This window comes from Streptomyces sp. NPDC048331 (genome assembly GCF_043201215.1).
Lineage (GTDB): Bacteria > Actinomycetota > Actinomycetes > Streptomycetales > Streptomycetaceae > Streptomyces.
In genome coordinates this window covers 101513-125211 of record NZ_JBICYT010000025.1, presented here as the reverse complement: position 1 = coordinate 125211, position 23699 = coordinate 101513, and the positions used below count along the sequence as shown (strand labels likewise).

At 69.9% G+C, this 23699-nt stretch carries 19 protein-coding genes and 2 pseudogenes; 13 read left to right on the top strand and 8 right to left on the bottom strand.

The window, feature by feature from the left end:
- Window positions 1-274: 274 nt before the first annotated feature.
- Both ACGFYY_RS30150 and ACGFYY_RS30145 read right to left on the bottom strand, forming a co-directional pair.
- A pseudogene (locus ACGFYY_RS30150) lies at window positions 275-886 on the bottom strand (phosphotransferase family protein); the annotation flags it as partial.
- Between the two features lie 850 nt (window positions 887-1736).
- Window positions 1737-2576 (bottom strand): class I SAM-dependent methyltransferase, encoded by an 840-nt coding sequence (locus ACGFYY_RS30145; protein WP_393714165.1) that lies wholly within the window; start codon window positions 2574-2576, stop codon window positions 1737-1739.
- Window positions 2577-3158: 582 nt separating this feature from the next.
- Here ACGFYY_RS30145 and ACGFYY_RS30140 point away from each other — a divergent pair.
- Window positions 3159-4235, top strand: coding sequence for a hypothetical protein (locus tag ACGFYY_RS30140; RefSeq protein ID WP_393714163.1), 1077 nt, complete (start codon window positions 3159-3161; stop codon window positions 4233-4235).
- A 337-nt stretch (window positions 4236-4572) separates the two neighbouring features.
- On the opposite strand, the gene ACGFYY_RS30135 is transcribed toward ACGFYY_RS30140, so the two are convergent.
- Window positions 4573-5753, bottom strand: a protein-coding gene (locus ACGFYY_RS30135; RefSeq protein WP_393714161.1) for an IS3 family transposase whose coding sequence is annotated in 2 segments (ribosomal slippage) — window positions 4573-5466 and window positions 5469-5753 — 1179 coding nt in all. Because the reading frame shifts where the segments join, the coding sequence is not laid out codon by codon here.
- A 54-nt stretch (window positions 5754-5807) separates the two neighbouring features.
- Here ACGFYY_RS30135 and ACGFYY_RS30130 point away from each other — a divergent pair.
- Entirely contained in the window at window positions 5808-6311 is a 504-nt protein-coding gene (locus ACGFYY_RS30130) for a hypothetical protein (protein ID WP_393714159.1), read from the top strand.
- A gap of 174 nt (window positions 6312-6485) precedes the next feature.
- Window positions 6486-9782, top strand: a complete 3297-nt coding sequence (locus ACGFYY_RS30125) for a hypothetical protein (RefSeq protein WP_393714157.1) — start codon at window positions 6486-6488, stop codon at window positions 9780-9782.
- Here ACGFYY_RS30125 and ACGFYY_RS30120 read toward each other — a convergent pair.
- Entirely contained in the window at window positions 9748-10251 is a 504-nt protein-coding gene (locus ACGFYY_RS30120; protein WP_393714155.1) for a hypothetical protein, read from the bottom strand. The genes ACGFYY_RS30125 and ACGFYY_RS30120 overlap by 35 nt on opposite strands.
- Before the next feature lie 51 nt (window positions 10252-10302).
- Window positions 10303-10497, bottom strand: coding sequence for a hypothetical protein (locus ACGFYY_RS30115; RefSeq protein ID WP_393714153.1), 195 nt, complete (start codon window positions 10495-10497; stop codon window positions 10303-10305).
- Window positions 10498-10799: 302 nt separating this feature from the next.
- Here ACGFYY_RS30115 and ACGFYY_RS30110 point away from each other — a divergent pair, with 302 nt between their 5' ends.
- Complete coding sequence (locus ACGFYY_RS30110; RefSeq protein ID WP_393714151.1) at window positions 10800-11285, top strand: SAM-dependent methyltransferase; 486 nt, start codon at window positions 10800-10802, stop codon at window positions 11283-11285.
- Window positions 11286-11553: 268 nt separating this feature from the next.
- On the opposite strand, the pseudogene ACGFYY_RS30105 reads toward ACGFYY_RS30110, so the two are convergent.
- Window positions 11554-11703, bottom strand: a pseudogene (locus ACGFYY_RS30105) (IS5/IS1182 family transposase); the annotation flags it as partial.
- A 1149-nt stretch (window positions 11704-12852) separates the two neighbouring features.
- On the opposite strand from ACGFYY_RS30105, the gene ACGFYY_RS30100 reads away from it, so the two are divergent.
- The 8 genes from ACGFYY_RS30100 (at window position 12853) to ACGFYY_RS30065 (ending at window position 20771) form a co-directional block, all read left to right on the top strand.
- A complete protein-coding gene (locus ACGFYY_RS30100) occupies window positions 12853-13035 on the top strand; it encodes a helix-turn-helix domain-containing protein (protein ID WP_191869031.1) in 183 nt (60 codons plus the stop codon).
- A gap of 49 nt (window positions 13036-13084) precedes the next feature.
- On the top strand, window positions 13085-14359 hold the full coding sequence (locus ACGFYY_RS30095) for a tyrosine-type recombinase/integrase (protein ID WP_393714203.1): 1275 nt from the start codon (window positions 13085-13087) through the stop codon (window positions 14357-14359).
- Window positions 14360-14748: 389 nt separating this feature from the next.
- Complete coding sequence (locus ACGFYY_RS30090) at window positions 14749-16143, top strand: MFS transporter (protein WP_393714148.1); 1395 nt, start codon at window positions 14749-14751, stop codon at window positions 16141-16143.
- A 62-nt stretch (window positions 16144-16205) separates the two neighbouring features.
- On the top strand, window positions 16206-18215 hold the full coding sequence (locus ACGFYY_RS30085) for a helix-turn-helix domain-containing protein (protein WP_393714146.1): 2010 nt from the start codon (window positions 16206-16208) through the stop codon (window positions 18213-18215).
- A gap of 37 nt (window positions 18216-18252) precedes the next feature.
- Window positions 18253-18996, top strand: coding sequence for an SOS response-associated peptidase (locus ACGFYY_RS30080; protein WP_393714144.1), 744 nt, complete (start codon window positions 18253-18255; stop codon window positions 18994-18996).
- A gap of 154 nt (window positions 18997-19150) precedes the next feature.
- Window positions 19151-19579, top strand: coding sequence for a hypothetical protein (locus tag ACGFYY_RS30075; protein ID WP_030772541.1), 429 nt, complete (start codon window positions 19151-19153; stop codon window positions 19577-19579).
- A 53-nt stretch (window positions 19580-19632) separates the two neighbouring features.
- On the top strand, window positions 19633-19806 hold the full coding sequence (locus tag ACGFYY_RS30070; RefSeq protein WP_393714201.1) for a helix-turn-helix transcriptional regulator: 174 nt from the start codon (window positions 19633-19635) through the stop codon (window positions 19804-19806).
- A complete protein-coding gene (locus ACGFYY_RS30065) occupies window positions 19803-20771 on the top strand; it encodes an NAD(P)-dependent alcohol dehydrogenase (RefSeq protein WP_393714141.1) in 969 nt (322 codons plus the stop codon). The genes ACGFYY_RS30070 and ACGFYY_RS30065 overlap by 4 nt, the downstream gene beginning before the upstream one ends.
- Here ACGFYY_RS30065 and ACGFYY_RS30060 read toward each other — a convergent pair.
- Window positions 20766-21656: an endonuclease/exonuclease/phosphatase family protein gene (locus tag ACGFYY_RS30060; protein WP_393714139.1), complete on the bottom strand. Its 891-nt coding sequence runs from the start codon at window positions 21654-21656 to the stop codon at window positions 20766-20768. The genes ACGFYY_RS30065 and ACGFYY_RS30060 overlap by 6 nt on opposite strands.
- A gap of 291 nt (window positions 21657-21947) precedes the next feature.
- Between ACGFYY_RS30060 and ACGFYY_RS30055 the strand changes: the two genes are divergently transcribed.
- Window positions 21948-22820 carry a RimK family alpha-L-glutamate ligase gene (locus ACGFYY_RS30055; RefSeq protein ID WP_393714137.1) on the top strand — a complete coding sequence of 291 codons (873 nt, stop codon included), beginning with the start codon at window positions 21948-21950 and terminating at the stop codon, window positions 22818-22820.
- A gap of 96 nt (window positions 22821-22916) precedes the next feature.
- On the opposite strand, the gene ACGFYY_RS30050 is transcribed toward ACGFYY_RS30055, so the two are convergent.
- Complete coding sequence (locus tag ACGFYY_RS30050) at window positions 22917-23558, bottom strand: hypothetical protein (protein WP_365278110.1); 642 nt, start codon at window positions 23556-23558, stop codon at window positions 22917-22919.
- Window positions 23559-23699 lie beyond the last annotated feature (141 nt).

The following is a 23699-nucleotide window of genomic DNA, read 5'->3' as shown; positions in this document are numbered from 1 at the left end:
CCGCCGCGCCCCCCCCCCCCCCCCGCCCCCCCCCCCCCCCCACCCCCCCCCCCCCCCCAACAAAAAACCCCCCCCCCCCCCCCGCCCGGCGCCCCCCCCCCCCCGGGGGGGCGCCCCCCCCGGCCCGGACCTGGTGGGCACGAAGGAACGGAACACCTGGCGGATTTGGCTGGCGCGACGACTTCTCCCAGTACCCGCCGATCCCGGCGGCGAATGCCGTGAGTACAGCGGGATCGTCAGGCTGCGGAAGATGGCTCACCGCGGCCTCGGCCTCGGTGGGCGAGTGGCCGTCCATGATCAGGTGAGGCACCAGAACCGCCGGGTCGATCCAGGCCGCACCCTGATTCTGATAGGACCAGTCGATGATGACGACCGACCCGTCCTCACGGCGCAGCATGTTGTCCGGCCGCAGATCCCAGTGCAGAAGCGTCCTCCCGGCCGCCGCTTGCTGCCAGTTCTCCTCGATCTCGGCAAGGGCACTGATATGTCCAGCTGCCCACGGGTCGAGATCATCCGGAGTCTGTGCGGCCAGAGTCGACCATCCGGTAAGCCACCGGCCCACCAGCTCGGTGATCGGACGTGCGTTGTCCAGCGGCGAGGGGGTGAGGAGTTTTCCAGCCTGCTCGACGGCGTCCAGCGCCATCAACGTATCCGCCGAATCCGGTGACAGCACAGGCACCGTTCCGGGGATGTCCTCGAGGCACAGCCACCACCATCCGGCGCTGTCCTCCGGCGTGGCCCACCACAGGACACGCGGCCCCACATCGTCCGGAAGGACCGAGGTTACGGCGATCTCGTCCGCATACTGCGGGGCGAACGGGTGATCACCGCTCATCCCCTTGAGGAATACATGCCGCCCGTCGTCCAGGAGGAGCCGGGACGCCATACCGGGGGTGAACCCGCCGGTGCACGGGATCGCCCCGGCTACGGGGGAGCCCAGCCGGAGTTCCACGTAAGCCCGTGCCTCGGGAGGAAGTGACGCCCACTCGGGCCGGACGGAAGTTACGGCCACGGGGTACCCCCTGGAACTGGTTGCCGGGCAGGAGACGCTTCCGGCAGGTTAGCGGTCTGAACGGACCCAGCGCTGGAGTTCTTCCACCCGCCGGGGGTGGAAGATGGGTACCAGACGCCCATCACCTACTCGAGCCACCGGGCTGCTCATCCATGCTCCGCCCCCCGTCGGGCGACCAGCCGCGGGAGCAGGGCTCCTCGTTGACGACGATGCCGGGGAGGTCGTGTCGCGGGGTCTGCCATTGGTAGAGGGACTGGGGGCTGCGAGGTGCTGGCCGGTGCCGTAGGCCTGCGTGGAGAGCAGACGCCGGTCGGTCACGGAAGGGTCGTTCGTGGGCTGGGTGGTCATCGCGGCTCCGTGGGTGTTCTGACGAGAGCGGGCTGGGCGGTCATCTCGTGGATGTGCTCCCGCAGATCGACCACCGGCCGTGAATCACGGTACGGCCCGCTGCCGGTGAGCGTGTCCAGTTTGGCCTGATGGTCATGCTCGCGGTGTACTGATCCGCGCCGAGGACCGCGGCGAGTTCCGTACCGGCTCCTCCACCTTGCCTCTCGCGAGGTAGGCGCCCAGCCCTGGTCCACAGCTGCCAACTCTCAGCCCTGCGTGCTGGCGGTGCTGCACCTGCGCGTTGGAATTTGCCGGAGCCACCGAAGTCAGGGACTGGGCCTGCGCTCTCGACGGGTCTACGTGGATTGCTGGTGTGCCCGCATGATAACCGCGTCAACTATGACTTGCCGGTCCGGGCTCTGCCAGGGGTGTTGGCGATGGCCAGGATGTGGGCGGAGGCGTCGGTGAGTGCGGGGTGTGGGTCGGCGATCCGTGCTGCGGCGAGGGCTGCGTCGTACATGTCCGTGCCCAGGAGGTTGGTGTCGGTGTACTTCTCGATGGCCTTCACCGCCACCCAGCCGGGTCCCTCGATGCCGTACACGGTGGGGTTGGTGAGTCCGGCCTGGGTGACTTCCGCGCGGAGCTCGGTGGAGCTCTGGAAGTAGGCGACAGTGAAGCCGCGCTGTCCTGCGTAGCGGCCCTGGTCGAGGGTGTCGCGTACTCCGTCCTGGATGGCGGGCTCGGTGATGCCGGTGGTGGCCATGTAGTCGAGGAGGGGGGAGTAGCGGGAGATCGCGGCTGCGGCGATGAGACCGCCGGGCCGGACTGCGCGGGCAGCTTCGGTCAGCGCGGAGAGCCGGTCGGCCTTGTCGTGGAGGTGGTAGAGGGGACCGAGGACCAGCACTACGTCATACGTGCCGGCTGCGGCGGTGAGGTGGCGGGCGTCGCCCAGCTCGGCTGTCACGCCGTCGAGAGCGGCTGCCTGGCTGACGTGCTTGGGTACGGGGTCCACGACGTGCACGGTGTAGCCGTCTGCGGCGAGCCATCGGGCGTGGGTTCCTGGGCCACCACCGACATCGAGCACGCGGGCTGGCGTGGGCGGGAGGTGGCGGCGTAGTAACTCGCGGGTGCGTGCGAGTTCCAGGGTGCCCGTGGCGGTGGTGTGCAGTCGTGCGGCCTCGTCGGAGCGGGTGTAGAAGTCGATGATCTCCGGGCGTACGGCGGGGTTGCTCGTCATTGTGGTGTCCTCGTCCTGAGGGGCAGGTGGTGTCCGGCAGGGTAGGGGACATGGCGAAGTGATCACTGCGAATTTCGGTGTCCTGCGGACGGGCACCGAGCACAGTTACGTGCAGGCAGGATCGAGTTCGGGCGGATGCCCTCCCAGAAGTCGTGTGATCAGACCCGTGGGAGGGCGGCGGGCTGTTCCGCCTGCGTCTACGTCATGGTGGCGATGTCGTGCGCGGTCGTAGCCCGGAATGCGGCGAGTTGGAGTTCTGCGTACTTCCTTCAGCAGCGCAACCTTCGACCTCCAACCTGGTACTGGTTGACCGCCCGGTCGACAGCGGCAGGAGGGTACGGTTGCGCCAGACGCGTGAACCTCCCGTGTGGCGGCGTGACACGCGTGGAATTGCCCACGGATCCTGGGGACGGGCCTTACGGGAGGCCCTTCCCCACACTGCCCGACCGCGGTGTCCCGGGATGAAGAAGTCGCTCCTCGCTCCACCCGTGATCCACCACCGAAAGCTGCTTCACGCACTCTCATCCTGCACTTCGTCGGGCCGGGTCGGCGGCAACCGACCAAGGCCTCAAGGAGAGAGACATGCCACGCGGATACGCCGACCGCAACGCCAGGCGATACCGGGCCTACACGGGGATCGGGCACCAGGCTGCCCTGCAGCAGATGAAGGACAAGGCGCCGGGCAGCCGGCCGATCTCGACAGCCGAAGGCGCCCTGCGCCAGCTTGAGGGCCTGGTATTTGAGCACCTCAAGGGAGACGTCGCCTACTTTGCGCACCCCCTTGGAATTGCTTCCGTGCTTCCGGGCCCTGGCGCCAGCACGGTGACGCTGGACGACTCCATGACCCGCCACGGCCATCCCCTGGTGGCCCACGCTATTGAAGGACTCCTGCCCGCCGAAGTCCCGGAGTCGGTCCGTAGCGAGGGGAGCGAGCACATCGGCGTCTCAGGAATCCGAGTCGCCAGGGTATCCCGGAGGGCGCTCCATCTGACGCTCGTCGGTACCTCCGCCAGAGTCATCCTGCGCAGTGCTGGTGACACCGACTGGGCCACCCTCGTCGGGGAGCGGCACAGCGAGCTGTCAGGCGCCGGCTACAGGCCCTGCTGGAACGAGCCGACTCTGGCCGAGCAAGAGCGAGAGTTTCGGACAGACCACGCGGACTATTGGCGCGCAATGGAGGACGCCTCATGGCTACCCAGCGGATTGTTGCGCAGGGTCGGCCTCCTGCATGAGGTCAGCAGTGCATACTGCACGCGCTACTGGGCCACCTGGGACGACTGGAAGTTCGAACTCAACCACGACCAGGACGTCCTTCCCGCGCATGACGCACTCGTTGAACACCTGACCGATCCCAAGTGGGGAATGGAACTCCGCGTGGACAAGAGGCACTGCCAGTGCGACGCCGTATGGGTCGACCCGCACTATGACCGCGAGTGCCGAATCGAACTCGCTGATCCCCAAGGGCGTCCTGGGACACTGCAGCTCCGCTTCAGGTCCCTCGGGACGTGGCGCGACTCGAGCAGCACCCATGCAGATCTGCTGCGCGTCCAGGCCGACCCCAGATGGCTGCATCGCGTCATGCCTCGACACCAGAGCCCTTCTCTGAGCAAGGCGCGCGGTCGACGTCGAGGGCGACCCGATCGAAGCGCCGCCCAGTAGGACGGCAGGCTTGTCGCTCTATATTCGGCAGGCCTGGTGCCGCAGACCAGCCCGGACGGGTCTGCGGTCACCAGCCGTATTGTCGCCAGCATGCTCGGGGCGTCTCGGTGGCCGCGCCAAGCTAGGGGGCCACCGCACTCCGCCTTCCCGTCGGGTGACTAGCCGCGGGAGCAGGACCCTCGTGTAGGCGAGGTCGGCGATTGTCAGAGCCTCCTGCTATCCCTTCGCCATGGGACTCTCTCCAGAACGGCCAGCAGCTGTATACGCGATGCATCACCCCGTCTTCGGTGCAGTGCAGGTTGGAGGGGACTGCTGCATGGTCGGGTGACAGCGGGGTTTATGCAGCCAGGACTGCAGCTGGGGTCATGATGGTCTCGTACTCGACGGGGGTCAATCGAGCCAGGCGTCTCTGACGCCGACGGCGGTGGTAGGTGCGCTCGATCCAGGTGACGATCGCGATCCGCAGCTCCTGGCGGGTGGCCCAGGTACGGCGGTCGAGGACGTTTTTCTGCAGCAGCGCGAAGAAGCTCTCCATGGCCGCGTTATCGCCGGCGGCACCGACCCGGCCCATCGATCCGACCATGCGGTGACGTGCGAGAACGGCAACGAATTTCCGAGCACGGAATTGCGACCCGCGGTCGGAGTGCACGATGCATCCTTCGACCTGGCCGCGGCGGGCGACGGCGGATTCAAGGGCCCTGACGGCGAGGCTGGACTTCATCCGGGCGTCGATGGAGTAGCCCACGATGCGGCCGGAGTAGACGTCCTTGACCGCGCACAGGTAGAGCTTGCCCTCGCCGGTGGCGTGCTCGGTGATGTCCGTCAGCCAGAGCCGGTTCGGCCCGTCCGCGGTGAAGTCTCGCCTCACCCGGTCGTCGTGGACCGGCGGGCCGGCCTTGACGCTCTTGCCCCGGCCCCGGCGCTTGCCGAACGCGCTCCACCAGCGGTTGTCGCGACAGATCCGCCAGGCGGTCCGCTCAGCCATCGCCTCACCGGCCGCTCGGGCCTCATCGGCCAGGAAGCGGTGGCCGAACTCCGGGTCGTCGCGGTGAGCATCGAACAGCGCGTTCGCCCGGTATGCCTCGGCGAGTTCGGTGTCGGTGACCGGTGAGGCCAGCCACCGGTAGTAGGGCTGGCGGGCCAGTTTGAGCACCCGGCACGTCACCGCCACCGGCACCCGGCCAGGGGCAGCGGCGGCGGCCGGCTCGCGGACGAGCGGGTACATCATTTTGCCGGCAGGTTCGCCTGCGACAGATACGCCGCAGCCCTACGCAGCACCTCGTTCTCCTGCTCCAGGAGCCGGATGCGCTTGCGGGCCTCGCGCAGCTCGGCCGACTCGCCCGACACCGGCGCGGGCCCGGCGTCCCGGTCGGTGTCGGCGCGGCGCAGCCACTTCGACAGCGTGATCGGATGGACACCGAAGTCGGCGGCGATCTGGTCCAGCGTGACGCCGGGCTCGCGGTTCCTCGCGACCCGCACGACGTCCTCGCGGAACTCCTTGGGATACGGCTTGGGCACTGCAACATCCTTCCAGGCCGCCTCTCAGCAAGCCAGGTCAGGTGTCACCTGATCGTGCAGCAGTCCCGAGTGTGCTCGGAGCCACGACAACGCAGAATCCGCCAGCACGAACGACACGGCTGGACCCTGCTTGCCGACCTGGCTGTACCAACGGCCCGCGATGGTGAAGCGATCGAGCGGGCTGTTCTCGACACCTGCGCCTTACGGGTGTGGGACGCGGTTGGCTTCGGAGCCTTCACGATCGAAGGCCTACCAGGCCACGGCACCTTCGGTGGCTGCTCACACTGCCGGACACCCCGCGCCAAGCCGCACCTGCGGATCGTCCAGACGTCCTTCTTGACTGCAGAACAGATGCCCCAGAGGGGACATACCGAGACCTTTGATGCTCGGCTGGTCAGTCCCGGGAGGATCCAGCTGGCGCTGTACTTCGCCGAAGCCGCGCACCGGTCCTTGCGCTACCCAGACCGCGATGACGACCTCAACCCATTCGACGTCCGCCGTGATCAGGTTGCACGTGCCGTGGAGCGGGACCGCTGGAGCCGCCCGATCCGCTGTTGATCGCCCAAGACATCCACTCGGTGCCTGGTCCGTCCCTGCGCGCCCTCAGCCCTGCGTGGCTGGCGCCGGTGTACCTGCGTGTTGGAGCCTATCGACGCCACCGAAGTCTAGGGACTGTGCCTGCCCTCTCGGCGGATCGCAGTGGATTGCTGGTGTGCCCGATACGGTTGCCCGGTGAACCTTGAGGAGTCCTCCCCCAGCACCGGACCGTTTCAAGCCGCAGTGTCCGCGGATCTGGCCGAGGTGTTGCGCGCCTTGGGCGACGACGGGGAGCGGGCCCTCAACCTGCTGCGGGACGCCGCCGCCATTCTGGACGCCCCGGGGCCCTGGCACGCGCCGTACGAGGTCGCGCAGTCGTGCTGCCGTGGAGCGATCGACAGCGTATTGAAGATGACTCCGTCCGATTTTCCCGGCATCCTCGCCGCGCGGCGGCGCCTGGCCGACTCGGCGGAGCGCGTCTCGGACGTATGGCGTGCCGATGAGGATGTGCCCGCTGCGGCCCTTGACGAGCTAGTCGAAGCCGTGGCTGGCTATCGCGGCGAGGAGGAGAACGCGGGCGGTCAACGCATCAAGCAGCTCAACCACCTGCTCGATCAGATGACCCGCCAGCAGTTCGGGCCCGCGGAGGTCGAGGCGGCACGGGAGTCCTGGACAAGACTCCACCAAGAGACCTCCGGAACTTTGCACGGTTCGTCCGCGAATGTGGCAGAGACCCATCAGCGGTTCCATCGGGTGGTCGCCGCCTTCGAGCAGCTGTTCGTCGGCTTGCCGGAACGGGCTGAGCGCATCCACTCGCTCGCGCTGCTGGAGGAGCCCACGTCCTCCGACGCCACCGAGGTGTCGCTGATGACCGATCCCCGGGCCGGCGCGTACTTTTTCAGGACAGCGACCAGCGGGAGGTGGCTCACCATGCTTCCCCTGGCACGGCTCCTACCTGACACCGCCCGGTGGCCCGCCCTGCCGTACTTCCAGCGGCAGCTGCAGCGAGATGCCGCGGGCGTCCTGGCATGGGTGGAGCCACATCTTTCCGACATCGTGAAGCTCGGCCCCGGTGCCGTCGGCCTCGTCGTGGTCGCGATCGGCGAGGCGGGCATGCCAGCCGGTCCCCTCCTCATTAGGATCGTCAAGGACCTGCCGGATCCCTCCGTGCTGTTGCGGGTCAGCGACTGGGCCTTGGACATAGATCCGCCCGCGCGTGACGCCGGGTGGGTTCAGGTCGTCGAGACGGTGCTTCGCCCCTTCGAGCACCGTGGTCGGGACGCATGGCCCGTAGCCCAGCTCCTGAAGGCCCTTTCCGAGACCGCGCACCCGGACGGTGAACCGCGTCCCGCCGGCGACCGGTTGCCAGTGATCATCCGCAATGCTGTGGCCGGGTTCCTGGCGCATCGCCTCGCCGAAGGGCAGGGTATGTTCGACGCGGACTGGGTCAACGACTTGACCGAGGTCTCCTTGAACGACCCCCCGCACTCCAGCTCCGTCGCCGCAGCGCGCGCCGTGCTCGACATCGCTGCCTCGGACGCCCGGCTGGGTATCCCCCTGGCCACCCGCGTCCAGGCCCTGAAGGGGAAGGTGCCGGCATCACCGCATCGCGAGCGAATCATCGCCGTGCACCTTGCGGAGAGCCATCCGATCGACTCCGCAACGCCCGAGCGGGCCGAGCAATGGTGGGATGCCCTCATCCCCCTGGTCGGCCGGGTCGCGACCACCCACTCTCCCACCGCCGATGTCTTCGACGTCATCGCGCTGGCCGGCCGCGAGTGCCCCACCGAGCGGTATTCCGCCCTGGACACGGCGCTGCGGACGGGCCTGGGTGACGCGCCCACACGGGCAGAGATCACCACGTGGAAGTCCGAGCGCGACAGGTCGAACGAAGTGCTCCCGGCTCCCTGGGCATCGGTGTGGGCCCTCGCCTCCGCTCTGCCCCTGCCCTTCTTGGCCGAGTGGCAACCGTTGCTCGACACCTTGGTCCAGCTCACCGACGGCACGACTCCCGGCCGCCCGGAGGGCCGGATAAGCGTGTGGACGGAGCACCACGGCGGCCTGTCCCTCACCGCGTTCGCCGAACTCGTCGAAGCGAGCGGGCCGGCCGCCGCATTGCAAGAGCTCGTGCGCACCCCGGTTCCCAGGGATGACGACTCCGACGGTGATGGCTACCGGGCGGGGCTCCTCTCCGAGCTCATCGGCCAGGACCCGGCGCCGTGGGCAGTGGGCGCCGCGCAGCTCGCGCCTGTCGCCGGCCCCTCGCTCCACTTCGCGTTCTTCAACGCGCTGCAGCGCGCGGCAGCCGACGGTGAGCTTCCCGACGGTTCACACGCGGCGATCGCCGAAGCTGCGTTCGCCGTTCGCCCTGGAGCGGACGCGAGCGGCCCGGACACCGAACGCTTTCGGATGCTGGTCTGCGCTCTGCTGCAAAAGGCCTGGGCAGAGGGGGTACAGCCGGAGGTGGAGGCGGAGGCGAAGCCTTGGCTCAGCGACCTGGCAGGCTGCTGGATCGAGCCGAGGACGACCACACCCCGTGCGTTCGACGAGGCGATGGCTGCACCCGGCGGCACTGCTCTTCTGTCGCTGATCGTCTGGGGGCTGTCGCGCGCTGGCCTCGATGGCGCCCAGGCTGACCTGCCGCAGCCACTCCTCGCGCTGCTCGACCGGGTCGTGGATGGACCCGTCGACGACCAGGCGCTTGCCGTCGTGGGCTACTGCCTACCCCAGCTCGTTCACGCCGCCCCCGGGTGGGCCGGCGGCCACGAGAGCGTGCTGTTCGCCCTGGACGCGCCGTGGCGCCCCGCGTGGACGTGGCTTCGCCGCTCCCGCGTTTTTGACAGCAGCCTGATGTCGGGCTTCGAGCGGGAGGCCCTGTTGGGCGCGGTCCGGGAACCGGAAGGCCATCCCGTTCTCGTGAAGGTCGCCCAGGCGTTGATCGACGGATCCGACGCCCTCGAACCCGCAGGTCCCCTCCTCGCACAGCTGGCCCAAGGGTCAGGTGGCCCACAGGCCGTATCGAGGATTCTGGCCGAGTTCGCGCGTGGTGTGCGGGACCTCCCGGGCTCCGATCCGTGGATGGAGCGGGCGGGGAACCTCTGGGCCGCTGTGCTGGACCTCGGCCTGCCGCCCGAAGCGCTGAGCGGCGCGGGCCGGTTCGCCCTCGCCGCCGGTTTCGACGACCAGCGCTGGCTGGACCTGACCGGACGCACCGTCGACCAGCAACCGGTGCTGGACTCGGCCTACCAGGTCGTCAAACGTGCCGCTGGGCACCCCGACAGCCCCAAGGCATGGAAGATCGCGGCCGCGACGCTGGACGCCGAGACGAACACCTACGACCAGCGCAGGATCAGCGACCTGGCGACGAAGCTGTTCGAGCAGGCCGCCGATCGGACTGCACCGGAATGGAGCTGCCTGCGCCTTGCGCTGATTAACCACGGTGCGGTCGAGCTCGCCCTCAGCGAAACCCCGCGCGCAGCCACCGGGATGTAGCGGGTGGCTGAATCGGGTGCTCAGCCAAGTGATGGGCGTTGCCGCCGTACGGGAGATGACACAGCTGCTTTCCCAGCGCGAACAGCGCCGCGGCGGCCAGGACGGCCGCTCCGCCCTCGTCGCCTACCTCCGGACCGACGTCGCCGGCTACCTCGGCGGCCGATTCCCGGATCACCACACGCGGCAGGAGATGTTCACTGCTGCCGGCGAACTGGCATACCTGGCGGGCTGGACCGCCTTCGACTCCTCCGAGCACGCCCTCGCCCAGAAGTGGCTCGGTATTGCTCTTCGGCTGTCTGCCGAAGCCGACGACGCTCCCCTCGCCGGCCATATCCTCCGGGCCCAGGCGCACCAGACCCTGGACCTCGGTCATCCCACCCAAGCCCTCCGACTGGCCGAAGCCTCCGTCGCCCGCCGCCGTTACACGGACGCGAGCCCGCGCGAACGCTCCCTCCTGGGGGTCGTGCATGCACGCAGCCTGGCCGCAGCTGGCCACAAGCAGCAGGCCGTCGCCGCTCTGCTACGTGCCGAAGACGACCTGCGCCACGCTGAAAGCGGAGACGGCGAGCCTGCCCGAGTCTTCTTCTTCTCCGAGGCAAGCCTCGCGCACGAAACGGCCCGCACCCTGCAGGGCCTCGGAGATCTCCGCGGAGCTGAACGTGAGTTCCAGCGCAGCGTCCGCACCCGCCGCGCCCAGCCGTTCGCCCGCACCCACGCGGTCACTCTCGGCCTCTTGGGCGCGGTGCGATACAGCGCGGAGCTGTCGATGCGGCCTGTGCCACCTGGTCCCAGGCCCTGGACACCATGCAGGGGGTCCAGTCCGGTCGAGCCCTGGACACCGTGGTCCAGATGCGCCGCTCCCTGTCTCCCTACCGAGGCCGCGGAGGAACGGCGCTGGCCCAACTCGACGATCGGGCCCGCACGGTGATCAGCCGGGTACGCTGACCGAGCCATCACAGCACCGGCTCGAACCGGGGAACCCCCCCGGCCTTGCCGCTAGTCGTAGGGGAGGATTTCGTGGACGACCTGATCACGTTGGAGCCCGTGGCCCATGTCGTCGGCGGCCACGAGAAGCCGGCCGATGACTACCAGGGCGGAGTCGAATCGATCATCCGCCTTCGCCCCGACTTCCCGCTGGATACCTTGCAGGGCCTTGGCGAGTTCTCCCACCTGATCGTCACCTGGCGCTTCCACCTGGGATCCGATGCCGACCTCCACCTCGGAGCCCGCAGCCCCCGGAACAACCCGGAATGGGAGCCCACCGGCACCTTCGTGCACCGAAACCACAGGCGCCCCAACCGTATGGCGACCAGCTTTCCCCGGCTGCTCAAGGTCGAAGGACGGGACCTGCACGTCACCGACCTTGACGCCGTCGATGGCACCCCGATCTACGATCTCGGCCCCTACTTCGAGCAGATGGGGCCCCGCGGCCCCGTCACCGCCCCGGCCTGGCCGGCGGTGATGCTGGAGCACTACTGGGCCCCTGCTGCCGAGCGCCCCTGACTCCGGGAAGGGGCGGAGGACGGTGCCTGCTGGGCTTCCATGCCCCGGGCGTGGCGGGGGCTCAGCGCTGCGGCGCCCGCCAGCGAGTGAACACGCACTGTTCGGGGGCCAGCGCTGATCCCGAAGGGCAGCCCGATGCGGTCGAGGAGGAATCCCTGGCCGGCAGCGCGCACGCCGTACCCGCAGCCGGTGTAGAAGCTGCCCAGGTCTCGTTCCGTCTCGAAAGCCCCGTACAGCAGGAAGTAGTCGAGCTGGTTGTAGACCTGCCCTGCCGCAGAGTCAGGTTGGCCCGCCAGTAGGCCGCGACCAGCAGGACCCGGTCCTCCAGCGAAAGACTCCAGGGTCGGCCCAGCCGCATGGTGTCGACGCCTTCGCGGCGCAGGACCGTGATCAGCTTGCGGAAGCCGTGCGAGCTCAGCCCGGCGAACGGGACTGTCCAGGACTACTCCGACGCCGTGAACACAGCACCCGTGGCTGTGATCATCCCACCTCGGCAGGGCGCGACCACGGGTTCCGTCACCCCCACTCCGACCTGTCGACCAGGCGGCGGTACCACCAGAACTCTGTCCGCCACTGGCGCCGCTGCGCGAACGGGTCCGGCAGAGTACGGCGCAAGAACACCGCATCCATGGGCCTCACGAGCCTGTCCAGCTCGGCACGGGCTCGTTCCGGCAGCCGCTCCAGTACCTCCTCCAGCACGTCGCGTGCATGTCTGACGTCGTCGAAGGAGCACCAGGTGCACGAGCAGAACGATTTCCGCGGGTACAGCGGACGTCTGCCCGGTGGGTGGAGGAACGCGTGGTACCGCCGCAACGCACGGCCGGTGGCACCTGGGTGGAGGTAGAAGCTGTCGCTCAGGTGCTCGGCCTGGTGCACGGCCAGGCTCGCCCGGGCGGAGAGTCCATGGATCCGGAACGATGGGGTCGGCCCCCAGACTCGGGAGACCGGTTGTTCAGCGCGGAGTGCGCGCGGCCGTCTACGTGGCATCGGCCTTTCGGCAAATGATCATGTGAGCCATGATGCCAGTCGGCCATGTCCTGCTGTACCCAGTTTCGGTGGCTGCCACGACGACCCGCGGCCATCAGGGCAGTTGCGGGAAAACCCTCAGGCACGGTATCGCCGCGTTCGACAGTCGGTCCCTTCGTATGCCAGTGGCCGCAATGGAGCGGGCGCGTCAATGGCCCGCGCGCCCCTTACATCGACCATTCGCCGACGGCAGACATGAAGGACTGGATTTCAGTCCGAAGGGCATGCCAACGTACGAGTGTCTGCAACTTCAATGGCTAAAGAGAAGGGTCGGTGCGAGATTGTGAACTTCACCTCGTGCACCAAAAGGCTGGAATCCGTGAGTTTAGTTGGTCTGGAGAGGGTTCAGTTGCACTGACCGCCGCCTACCCGCCTTCGCGAGAGATGGGCAGCCCAGACCGTTCGGGCGGTTGGGTGCAATATAGTCCGGGATCCCCGGATTCCGAAACCGGTGATTCTTCGCATCATGGGCCCGGTAAGTGTTCGTAACCGCTTGCTCCGTTCTATGGGACTGGGGAGAGCGAAGACCGGAGGTCTTTGATTGGCGCAGGGTGGGAGTTATCGGTTGCTCACGCCGGCCGAAGTGGCTGAATGGCTGAGGGTCAGCGAAGTCACCGTGAAGAACAAGTATCGATCTTGGGGGCTTCGCCCCCAGAAGGTGGGTCGGCTCCTCCGATTTCGCGAGCGAGATGTCGTTGCCTACCTCGACGGCCGGTACGGATAGGTGAGCCTTCCGCGAGGCTCAGGAATGGAGGATCTGAAGCTTGGCCCGCGTGTTGCAGAAGTGCAAAGACGACCCGAGGAACGTGCACTACCCGTGTGCGCAGTCCCGTTGCGGTCATCCGTGGACCGTCCGGTACCGCGAACCGGGTGGTAGGGCGGGAGGTCAGCGAGAGAAGTCCTTCGAGAGGAAGGGGCAGGCTGACGTCTTTGCCACCAAGGTGGAGCGGGACAAGGATCTCGGCACTTATATCGCGCCGACGGGTCTCTTGCATCCTCTTGCCGCTGTGTACCGCGAGTTCATCACGTCAGGGGATCGTGTGAACGGTACGCGGTACCAGTACGAGACGAGCCTGCGTCTTCATGTGGAGCCGTACTTCGGCGGCACCGCCATTGGTGCTGTCAGACCGAAGGACCTCCAGGCGTGGTTGAAGTGGATGGTCGAGGAACGTGGTTACAGGGAGTCGACGGCGATCAACCGCTACGAGACTCTCGCTGGAGTCTTCAGCTTCGCCGTCGCCAATGAGTACATCACCAAGAACCCGTGCCAGCACGTCCGTACCAGCCGGCGGCGGGTGAAGCGTAAGGCGAAGAAGACCATTCGTCTGCCCACGTTGGAGGAGATCGAAGCCATAGAGAGGCACCTCCCGGGCCCGTACAAGCTCCTGGTGTGGTTGATGGCCGGCTGTGGGCTGCGCATCGGCGAGGCGTGTGCTGTGACGCTGCAGCAGTTCGATTTCGAGGCGGGGCTGATCTACGTCGATCGTCAGGTCACGCAGGACGGTGAGAACGAGGAGCCGAGAACCGCTGTTGAGCGGGCGATTACGAAGGGCCGGGGGCGGGCGCACTGCGTAAGGCAGCTCAAGTGGCGTGACTTGGACGAGGGTCGGGCGGTTCCGCTGCCGCCCAGCATCGCTGCGAGGGTGCAGGAGCACGTCCAGCGGTATGGAACGTTCCGCGTCAGGGATGTGGTGAACCGGCTCCCGGGTGACTACCTCTTCTCGAACGTCGGGGGCACCAACATCCTCATGTACTCGCTCGTCGACCGCCTGTGGCGTAAGGCCAAGCAGAGCGCGGGCATCACCAGGAAGATCACCCCGCACTGGCTGCGCCACTTCTTCGCCTCGGCGGGGCTGTCGAAGGGCGTACCGGTAACCGATATGGCCGAGTGGCTCGGACATAGGGATCCGCGCATCACCCACGAGACATACGCGCATGTGATGCCGGATGCCCCGGGACGGCTGAGGGCCCTGATGGATTCGGTCTTCACGCGCGAGACCGAACTGACCCTGCCGCTTGAGTTCGAGGCCGTGGTCCAAGCGGCCTGACGCCCGGCGGCCGACCGGTCTCGTCCGGTCGGCCGCATCGTCGGAGGGGAGGCGCCGATCCGATCCCGTGAATGACCGAGTTCAACGCTGCGTAGTCAGCACCGAACCAGCACGGGAGGGGTTGCCAGAGGTGCTGACAAGGGCTTTCGGGTCAGCACCGAACCAGCACGGGAGTCAGCACGCGGGGTGCAAAACAGGCTGATCCACGCGTTTACGGCAGGTGTCGGCAGGACGTTCCGGAAGCCTTCAGGGTGTCCACGACGACGGTGTGGTGGTCGGATACACAAGGAGGTGCCTGAATGTGATGTCCCGCCACATACGCCGCCGACCTGCGGGCTTCTACGGTGTGGCCACACCCAACGTCCCCGCAGACCCCGGAAGTGGTGCACATGACCTCCCCCGCAACCGCCGCCGCACCGGCCCCGTCCGGCATCCGGAGAATCGTCGCCGCCAGTCTCGTCGGGACCACCGTCGAGTGGTACGACTTCTTCCTTTACGGGTCGGCCGCCGCACTCGTCTTCAACGAGCTGTTCTTCCCCGGCAGCGAGCCCTTGGTCGGCACCCTCCTCGCCTTCCTCACGTATGCCATCGGCTTCGCGGCCCGCCCGCTCGGCGGGCTGGTCTTCGGTCACTACGGCGACAGGATCGGCCGCAAGCGGTTGCTCGTCCTCAGCCTGCTCCTCATGGGCGGAGCCACCTTCGCCATGGGACTGTTGCCCACCCACGCGAGCATCGGCGTCGGCGCCCCGATCCTCCTCACCCTCCTGCGCCTGATCCAGGGGTTCGCGCTCGGCGGCGAGTGGGGCGGGGCGGTGCTCCTGGTCTCCGAGCACGGGGACGACCGGAGTCGCGGCTTCTGGGCCTCCTGGCCCCAGGCTGGCGCGCCCGGAGGCAATCTGCTGGCCACCGGGGTGCTCGCGCTCCTGGCCGCCGTACAGTCCGACGCGACCTTCCTCGCCTGGGGTTGGCGGATCCCGTTCCTGCTCTCCGGGGTCCTGGTGATGATCGGCCTGTGGATCCGGGTGTCGGTCTCGGAGTCCCCGGTCTTCCTGGAGGCGCAGGCCAGGGCCGCGGAGCAGGCCGCCGCCGGGGCCAAGGCCGAGCCGCCCGTGGCCGAGGTGTTCCGTACGAACTGGCGCGGGGTCCTGACCGCGATCGGCACCCGCCTCGGCGAGAACATCTCGTACTACGTCCTCACCGCCTTCCTGCTGGTCTACGTCACCAGCCACCTCGGGCTGCCCAAGAGCGACGGCCTGAACGCCGTACTCATCGGCTCCGCCGTCCACTTCGTGACCATCCCGGCCTGGGGTGCGCTCTCCGACCGCGTCGGGCGCCGTGCCGTCACCCTCATCGGCTCGGTGGGCATGATCGGCTGGGCCTTCGCGTTCTTCGCGCTGCTGGACTCCAAGTCCTTCCCCGTGATCGCCGCGGCCGTGACCGTCGGGCTGCTCCTGCACGGCGCGATGTACGGACCGCAGGCGGCCTTCATCTCCGAGATGTTCGCCACCGAAGTCCGGTACTCCGGCGCTTCGATGGGGTCCCAGCTGGCCTCCGTCCTCGGTGGCGCGCTCGCCCCGATCATCGCCGTGGCCCTGCTGCGCGACTACGACTCGTCCGTGCCCGTCTCCCTCTACCTCGCCGCGGCGGCCGTGGTCACCACGCTGACCGTCCTGGTGGCCACGGAGACCCGCGGGCGTAGCCTGGCCCGGGAACACACCCCGGTACGGGCCCCGGTCCCGGCCACCCGCTCGGCCGGGCACGACCCGGTGCCGGCCGACAACTGACCTTCCGGGCCGGTTCGAAGGGCGCCGCCCATGTCCGCGTCGAGCATCACGGAGAGCACCCGATGCCCACCACCGAAGACAGCGGGGCCCGCGGCACCGGCACCGGCGCGCTGCTGCGGCTGCGCAACCTCCTGGACCTGCTGGATCAGGGCGCACCCGTCGAGGCGTTCCAGGACGCCGCGCTCGCCGACGCCGACACCAGCGCCGACGCCGACACGGACGCCGCCGCCGACGCGGCGGTGATCGCGGACGCGACCCGCGTCGCGCTCCGCATCCGCCGCACCCTCGGCCAGCACCGCCGCCGCGAAGCCGAACTCGCCGCCCTTTTCGACACCGCGGGCGACCTCGCCCGCCTCCGCGAGCCCGACGCCGTGCTGAAGGCCATCGTCCACCGGGCCAAGTTGCTCCTCGGCACGGACGTCACGTACCTGTCCCTCAACGACGAGGCGGCGGGCGACACGTACATGCGGGTGACGGACGGCTCGGTCTCCGCCGCGTTCCAGCAGGTGCGCCTCGGTATGGGGGAGGGGCTGGGGGGACTGGTCGCGAAGACCGCCCGCCCGTACTCCACCGGTGACTACCGCGACGACCAGCGGTTCCGGCACACCAGGACCATCGACACCGCCGTCACCGAGGAGGGCCTCCGCGCCATCCTCGGCGTGCCGCTGCGCCTGGGCACCCGGGTGATCGGCGTCCTCTACGCCGCCGATCGCACCGCCCGCACCTTCACGCCCGACGAGGTCGCCCTGCTGTCCTCGCTCGCCGATCACGCCGCCATCGCCATCGACGGCGCCCGCCTGCTGGACGAGACGCGCACCGCGCTCGTCGACCTCAACGCGGCCTCGCGCACCATCGAGGCGCACAACGAGGCCATGCGCCGCGCCGAGGACGCCCACGACCGGCTCACCGACCTGGTGTTGCGCGGCGGCGACGTCACCGACGTGGCCACCGCCATCGGTACCGTCCTGCAGGGCGGCACCCTCGTCCACGACGCCGAGGGGGCCGAGCTCGCCCGGGCGGGCACCGATCCGCGGCCCCCGTCCGCCGGGGCCGTGGCCGCCTCGCGGGCCGACGGACGCGCCGTCTTCGTCGACGGAACGTGGGTGTGCGCGGTCCTCGCCGGACAGGAGCTGCTCGGCAGCGTCGCCCTGACCGGCCGCGCCGACCTCGGCGACGCCGACCGCCGGCTCTTCGAACGCGCCGGCCTGGTCACCGCCCTGCTCCTGCTCCTGCGCCGCTCGGTCGCCGAGACCGAGGACCGGATACGGGGCGAGCTCCTGGGCGACCTCCTCACCCGGGCCGCCGACCCGGCCGGCCTGTCGGCGCGCGCCCGCCGGCTCGGCGTGGACCTGGGCCACCCGCACGCGGTGTTCGTCCTGCACTCCGCGGCCGTACCCCGGGCCCGGCTGCTGGCCGCCGCCGCCCGTATCGCCCAGGTCCGAAAGGGTCTCGCCGGGCCCCACCACGACGACGTCGTCCTCGTCTGTCCCACCGAGGCACCCGGAGCAGGCCGAGGGGTCGCCCTCGAAGCCGGACCCGGAGTCGCCCCGGGAGTCGGCCCCGCCGCCGCCGGCCTCGCCGGCGACTTGCGTCAGGCCCTCGCCGCCCCCGTCACGGTCGGGGCCGCCGGGCCGGTGACCGGCCCCGCGGAGTTCGCCGACGCCTACGCCGAGGCCGGCCGCTGCCGGACCGCGCTGTGCGCCCTGGGCCGCGAAGGCACCGGCGCCGCCCTCCACGACCTCGGCTTCCTCGGCGTGCTGCTGGGCGACCAGACGGATCTGGGCGGCTACGTACGGCAGACCCTGGGCCCCGTGCTCGCGTACGATGCGAAGCGCGGTACCGACCTGGCCCACACCCTGCGGGCCTACTTCGACGCGGGCGCCAGCCGGTCCCGCGCCGCCGAGATCCTCCACGTGCACGTCAACACCGTCGTGCAGCGCCTGGAGCGCGTCGGCAGCCTGATCGGCCGGGACTGGCAGGGCCCGGAGCGGGCGCTGGAACTCCAACTCGCACTGCGGATCCATCAGGTCGACCGCCACGACGGCCCCGGGCCGGGAGACTTCGCGGCGTAGCCCGCGCCCGCCCGGTCCAGCCGGCAGGGTGGAGGGTATGTGCGGTCGTTACGCTTCCACCCGTGGTCCCGAGGACCTGTCCGGCCTGTTCCAGGCCACGCCCCCGGATCCGGGGCACGTGCTGGAGCCGAGCTGGAACGTCGCCCCCACCGACGCCGTGTGGGCGGTACTGGAGCGCGCCGACCGGGAGAGCGGGGTACTGGAGCGGCAACTGCGGCCCCTGCGGTGGGGACTGGTGCCCTCGTGGTCGAAGAGCCTGTCCGGCGGCGCGAAGATGATCAATGCGCGGGTGGAGACGGTTCACGAGAAGCCCGCCTATCGGCGTGCCTTCGCCAAGCGCCGGTGCCTGCTGCCCGCCGACGGGTTCTACGAGTGGGAGCCCGTGCCCGCCTCCGGTTCCGTGAAGGCCTACAAGCAGCCGTACTTCATTCGTCCCGAGGACGGTGATGTGATGGCGATGGCCGGGCTGTACGAGTTCTGGCGTGACCCCGCCGTCACGGCGGACGACGATCCGGCGGCGTGGTGGGCGACCTGCACGATCATCACCACCGAGGCCACCGACGCGGCCGGCCGGGTCCACCCCCGGATGCCGCTGGCCCTCGCCCCGGCGGACTACGAGGCCTGGCTCGACCCTTCCCACCAGGACCCGGACGCGCTGCGCGCCCTGCTCGCCGCCCCCGCGGGCGGCCGGCTCGACGTCCGCGCCGTGTCGACCGCGGTCAACAACGTGCGCAACGACGGGCCCGAGCTCCTCGAGGCGCCCCCCGCCCCGGGCCGCTGAGGCGCGCTCCCCGCACCGGCCTCGTTCGCCGCGCGTCACCGCCGATCCTGCGGAGGCGGCGTGGCCCGCGCCCGTCGAAGTAAAGAAACATTGACATGATGTCCTGCTTCCTTGACACTGCCGATGTCGGGTTTTCTTTACATGGGGAGTGGCCGTGGCGGTCGAGGAGAAACGGGCGTGGATCATGATCGTGGTCACGGTCGTGTCGTACGGGGCGTATCTGGCCATCGTCCTCGGGCGGTCCGGCAGTGAGCCCCTGACCCAGCAGCCCTACGCGGCCGCCCTGCTGTGGACGGTCGGCGCCGCGATCGTCGCCTCGATCGCGCTCCACATCACCGTGTCCCTGCTCTCGCCCGAGGAGGGCAAGGTCAAGGACCAGCGAGACCGGGAGATCAACCAGTTCGGTGAGCACATCGGCCAGTCGTTCATCGCGATCGGCGCCGTGACCGCGATGCTCCTGGCGATGGCCGAGGCGGACCAGTTCTGGATCGCCAACGCGATCTACCTGGGATTCGTCCTGTCGGCGCTGCTCGCGTCCACCGCGAAGATCGCCTCCTACCGGCTGGGCTTCCACCCGTGGTGAGGCCCACCCGGGTCACCAACAGCATCCGGGCCCTGCGCTTCGCCAACGGCGAGATGACCCAGGCCGAACTGGCCCGCCGGATCGGCGTGACCCGTCAGACCGTCATCGCCATCGAGCAGGGCCGCTACTCGCCTTCCCTGGAGAAGGCCTTCGAGATCGCCCGCGTGTTCGCGGTCCCGCTCGACACCGTGTTCCAGTACACCTCAGCCGAAGGGGAAGACGCATGAAGGCCATGGTCCAGGACGTCTACGGATCGCCCGAGGTCCTGCGGATGGAGGAGACGGACCGGCCGGAGCCGGGCCGGGGCGAGGTGCTCGTACGGGTACGCGCCGCCGGCGTCGACCAAGGCGTCTGGCACCTCATGGCGGGCCTGCCCTACGCGGTCCGTGCCGTGTCGGGCCTGCGCAGACCGAGGACGCGCGTCCGTGGCATGGACGTCGCCGGGGTGGTCGAAGCCGTAGGCCCGGAGGTCACCCGCTTCCGACCGGGCGACGAGGTGTACGGCAACTGCAAGGGTTCGTTCGCCGAGTTCGCCCTCGCCAAGGAGGGCACCCTCGCACCCAAGCCGGCCGGCCTCGGTTTCGAACAGGCCGCGGCGGTGCCCGTCTCCGCCTGCACCGCGCTCGGCGCCGTACGGGACAGCGGACAGGTCGAGGCCGGTCAGCGCGTCCTCGTCCTCGGCGCCTCGGGAGGCGTGGGCAGCTTCGCCGTACAGGTGGCCAAGGCCTACGGCGCGCACGTCACCGGAGTGTGCAGCACCACCAAGACCGATCTGGTTCGCTCCCTCGGCGCCGACGAGGTCATCGACTACACGCGGCAGGACCCCGTCGACGGCAGCCGCCACTACGACGTCATCCTGGACATCGCCGGCAACCGGCCCATCGCCCGGCTGCGCCGCGCCCTCACCCCGCGCGGAACCCTCGCCATCGTCGGCGGGGAGGACGGCGGCGACTGGATCGGCGGCAACCAGCGCCAGCTGGGCGCGATGCTGCTGTCGCCCTTCGTCGGCCACCGCCTGCGCGCCCACGGCACCTTGGTGCGCAGCCGCGACCTCGAAGCCCTCACCGAACTCATAGAGGCCGGTTCGGTGACACCCGCCGTCGACCGGACCTACCCGCTCGCCGAGCTACCCGACGCCATCCGCTACCTCCGGGACGGCCACGTGCGCGGCAAGGTCACCATCCGGCTATGAGTCGTCGAACCTGATGCGGGCGGCGACCGGCAGGTGATCGCTGCCGGTGGCGGGCAACGTCCAGACCTCCGAGGCGGTCGCCGAGCGGGTCAGGATCTGGTCGATCCGGGCGACCGGGAGGGCCGCGGGCCAGCTGAGGGCCGGCCCCCGGCGCGGCGCGCCCAAACGGGAGGTCAGCGGGGCCAGCCCCCGGTCGTCCACGGTGCTGTTGAGGTCACCCAGCAGGATCACCCGCCCGAGCTTCTCGGCGGCGACGGCCGCACCCAGCAGGCGCGCGCTCTCGTCCCGCGGGCCCGAACCGAAACCGCTCACCCGGAAACGGACCGACGGCAGGTGCGCCACGTACACCGCGATCTCACCCTGTGGCGTGAGCACACCGCAGCGCAGGCCACGATCCCAGCCCTCCCCGATGCCTGTGGGTCGGATGTCCACGCGGCGGACGGCGGTGAGCGGGTGCCTCGACCAGAGCCCGACCGTGCCCTCCACCGCGTGGTACGGGTACGCGGCCGCCAGCGCGGCCTCGTAGGCCGGTAGCGCCGAGGGCGTCAGTTCCTCCAGGGCGATGAGATCCGGGGCGGTACCGATCAGGGCGCGCGCCGTCCCCGTGGGGTCGGGGTTCTCGTCGCTCACATTGTGCTGGACGGCCGTGATGTCGTGCCCGTCGCGGTCCGGCGGCAGCAGCAGCTCGCCGAAGAGCCCCGCCCACGCGGCGGCGGGCAGCAGAACCGCCACCAGGGCCGTGGCCGAACGGCGCACCAGCGCCGAGACGAGCAGGACCGGAACCGCGAGGCCGAGCCAGGGCAGGAACGTCTCCAGCGCACTGCCCAGTCGGCCCACGGCGTTGGGGACCGCGGAGTGGAACACCAGCAGCGCGGCGCTCACCATGGCGAGGACCGCCGGGACGCGCCCGCGCGACCACCGGGTACGGCCCCGGCCGTCGGTGCCCCACCCCCACCGGGCGGCGCGGCGCGCGCCACCCCCCGCCACCGCCGACGCCGGCAGCGGGGCTCCGTCTGTATGTCTCGGACCGTCTTCCACCTCGGGTACGACGCACGATGGGGCGGTCGGGTTCCCGCCGTGGCGTGTGTGGAAGAGTGATCATCCGGGGGCGACCGCATCGGGCGGTCCGCGGAGTGAGGACGGGAGACCCGTATGGGTACGGCGAGGATCGCGGTCGTGACGAGCGAGGGGGGCGCCGACCAGGATGCGGATCTCCCGCTGATCCTGGCGGCGTTGCGTGCGGCGGGCCTGTCCGCGCAGGCGGTGGCCTGGGACGCGCGGGCACCGCACTGGGACGGCTACGACCTCGCGGTCATCCGGTCGACCTGGGACTACGCGGACCGACTGGCGGAGTTCCTGGCCTGGGCGGACGCGACGGCCAAGGTCACCCGGCTGTGGAATCCGGCGCCGCTGGTGCGCTGGAACAGCGACAAGCGCTATCTGCCGGAACTCGCCGCGTGTGGGGTCCCCGTCGTACCGACCCGGGTCGTCGATCCGGGGGATCGCTACGACGCGGCGGACTTCGACGGGCCGCACGGGGTGGTGGTCAAACCGGCCGTCTCTTCGGGCGCACGCGACACCGCACGCTACGAGACCGGCCGTGGGGCGGACGCCGAGCGGCACGCGCGGATGTTGCTCGACCAGGGCCGTACGGTGATCGTCCAGCCGTATCTGCCGCTGGTGGAGGAGGGGGAGCGGGCGCTGATCTTCTTCGGTGGCACCTTCAGCCACGCGATCCGCAAGGAAGCCCTGCTCACGGAGGCGGGGCTGATCGACAACTTCCGGGCGCCGCACCCCGGAGCCGCCCCCTACCAGCCGTCGGAGGCGGAGCTCCGTACGGCACGGGCCGCGCTGGCCGCGGTTCCCGCCCCGGACGAGCCGCTGTTCGCCCGGGTGGACCTGGCGTTGAACGAGGCCCGCGAACCCGTGGTCATGGAGCTGGAACTCATCGAGCCGAATCTCTTCCTGAGCATCAACCCGCAGGGGCTCGAACGCTTCGCCGAGGCGGTCGTGGCCGCGGTGGCCGCGGGCCGCGACGCCCGGGCATAGCCCTCCGGCCCGGCCCCGGCCCCGATGACGGGGCACAGGCCGGGCCGGAGCGGTCTCGGACCCTCTCGGACCCTCTTGGACCGGATGCAGGCGTCCCTAGTTGAGACGGTCGAGCCGCACGCGCCGACGACGGCGGAGAAGAAGACCCACGGCCGCGCCGGCCAGGGCGGTCACCGCCACACCCGCCGTCGTCCACCAGATGGCGTACCCCTCGGTTTCGGCGGCCGTTTCGGTGGCGCCCTGCGCCGACGAGGCGGCCGGGGCCGCGGCGGAGGCCGACGACGACACCGGCGCGGCGGCCGACGGCACGGGAGCCGGCGCGGAGGCGACCGGGGTGGGGGTGGCCGGAGCCGGAGCCGGGTCCACCACCGGTACGGCCACTTCGAGTTCGCCGTGCCCCAGGGCCGGGAAGCCCACGTCGACGCTCACCTTCCACGAACCCGGCGGCAGCACCTCGGCCGTGGTCCAGCCCGCGGGCGCCGCGGTGGTGTCGCGGACCAGGCGCCACGGCCCCATGGTGCGGGAGCCGTCCACGCTGACCGCGTTCACGGTCGCGGCGACGGCCTCGTCGACGGCGTCCCCGTCGTTCTCCCAGGTGACGTCGGCGGTGACATGACCCTCCCGTTGCCCGGTCACCACCACCTTCACGGTGTCACCGTGGGCGTGGGCCGCGGCGGGGAGCAGGAACATGAGGCCGAGTGCGGCCAGGGCGGCCGAGAAAACGATTCGTATGCGCATCGTCGGGGTGCTCCGGTCAAGATGAGGGGTGCCGGGGGGGGGGGGGGGGGGGGGGCCCGGCCCCCCCCGGGGGGGGGGCCCCCCCCGGGGGGGGGGGGGGGGGCCCCGGGCGGGGTGAGACCGGCGGACTGGAGGGGCCAC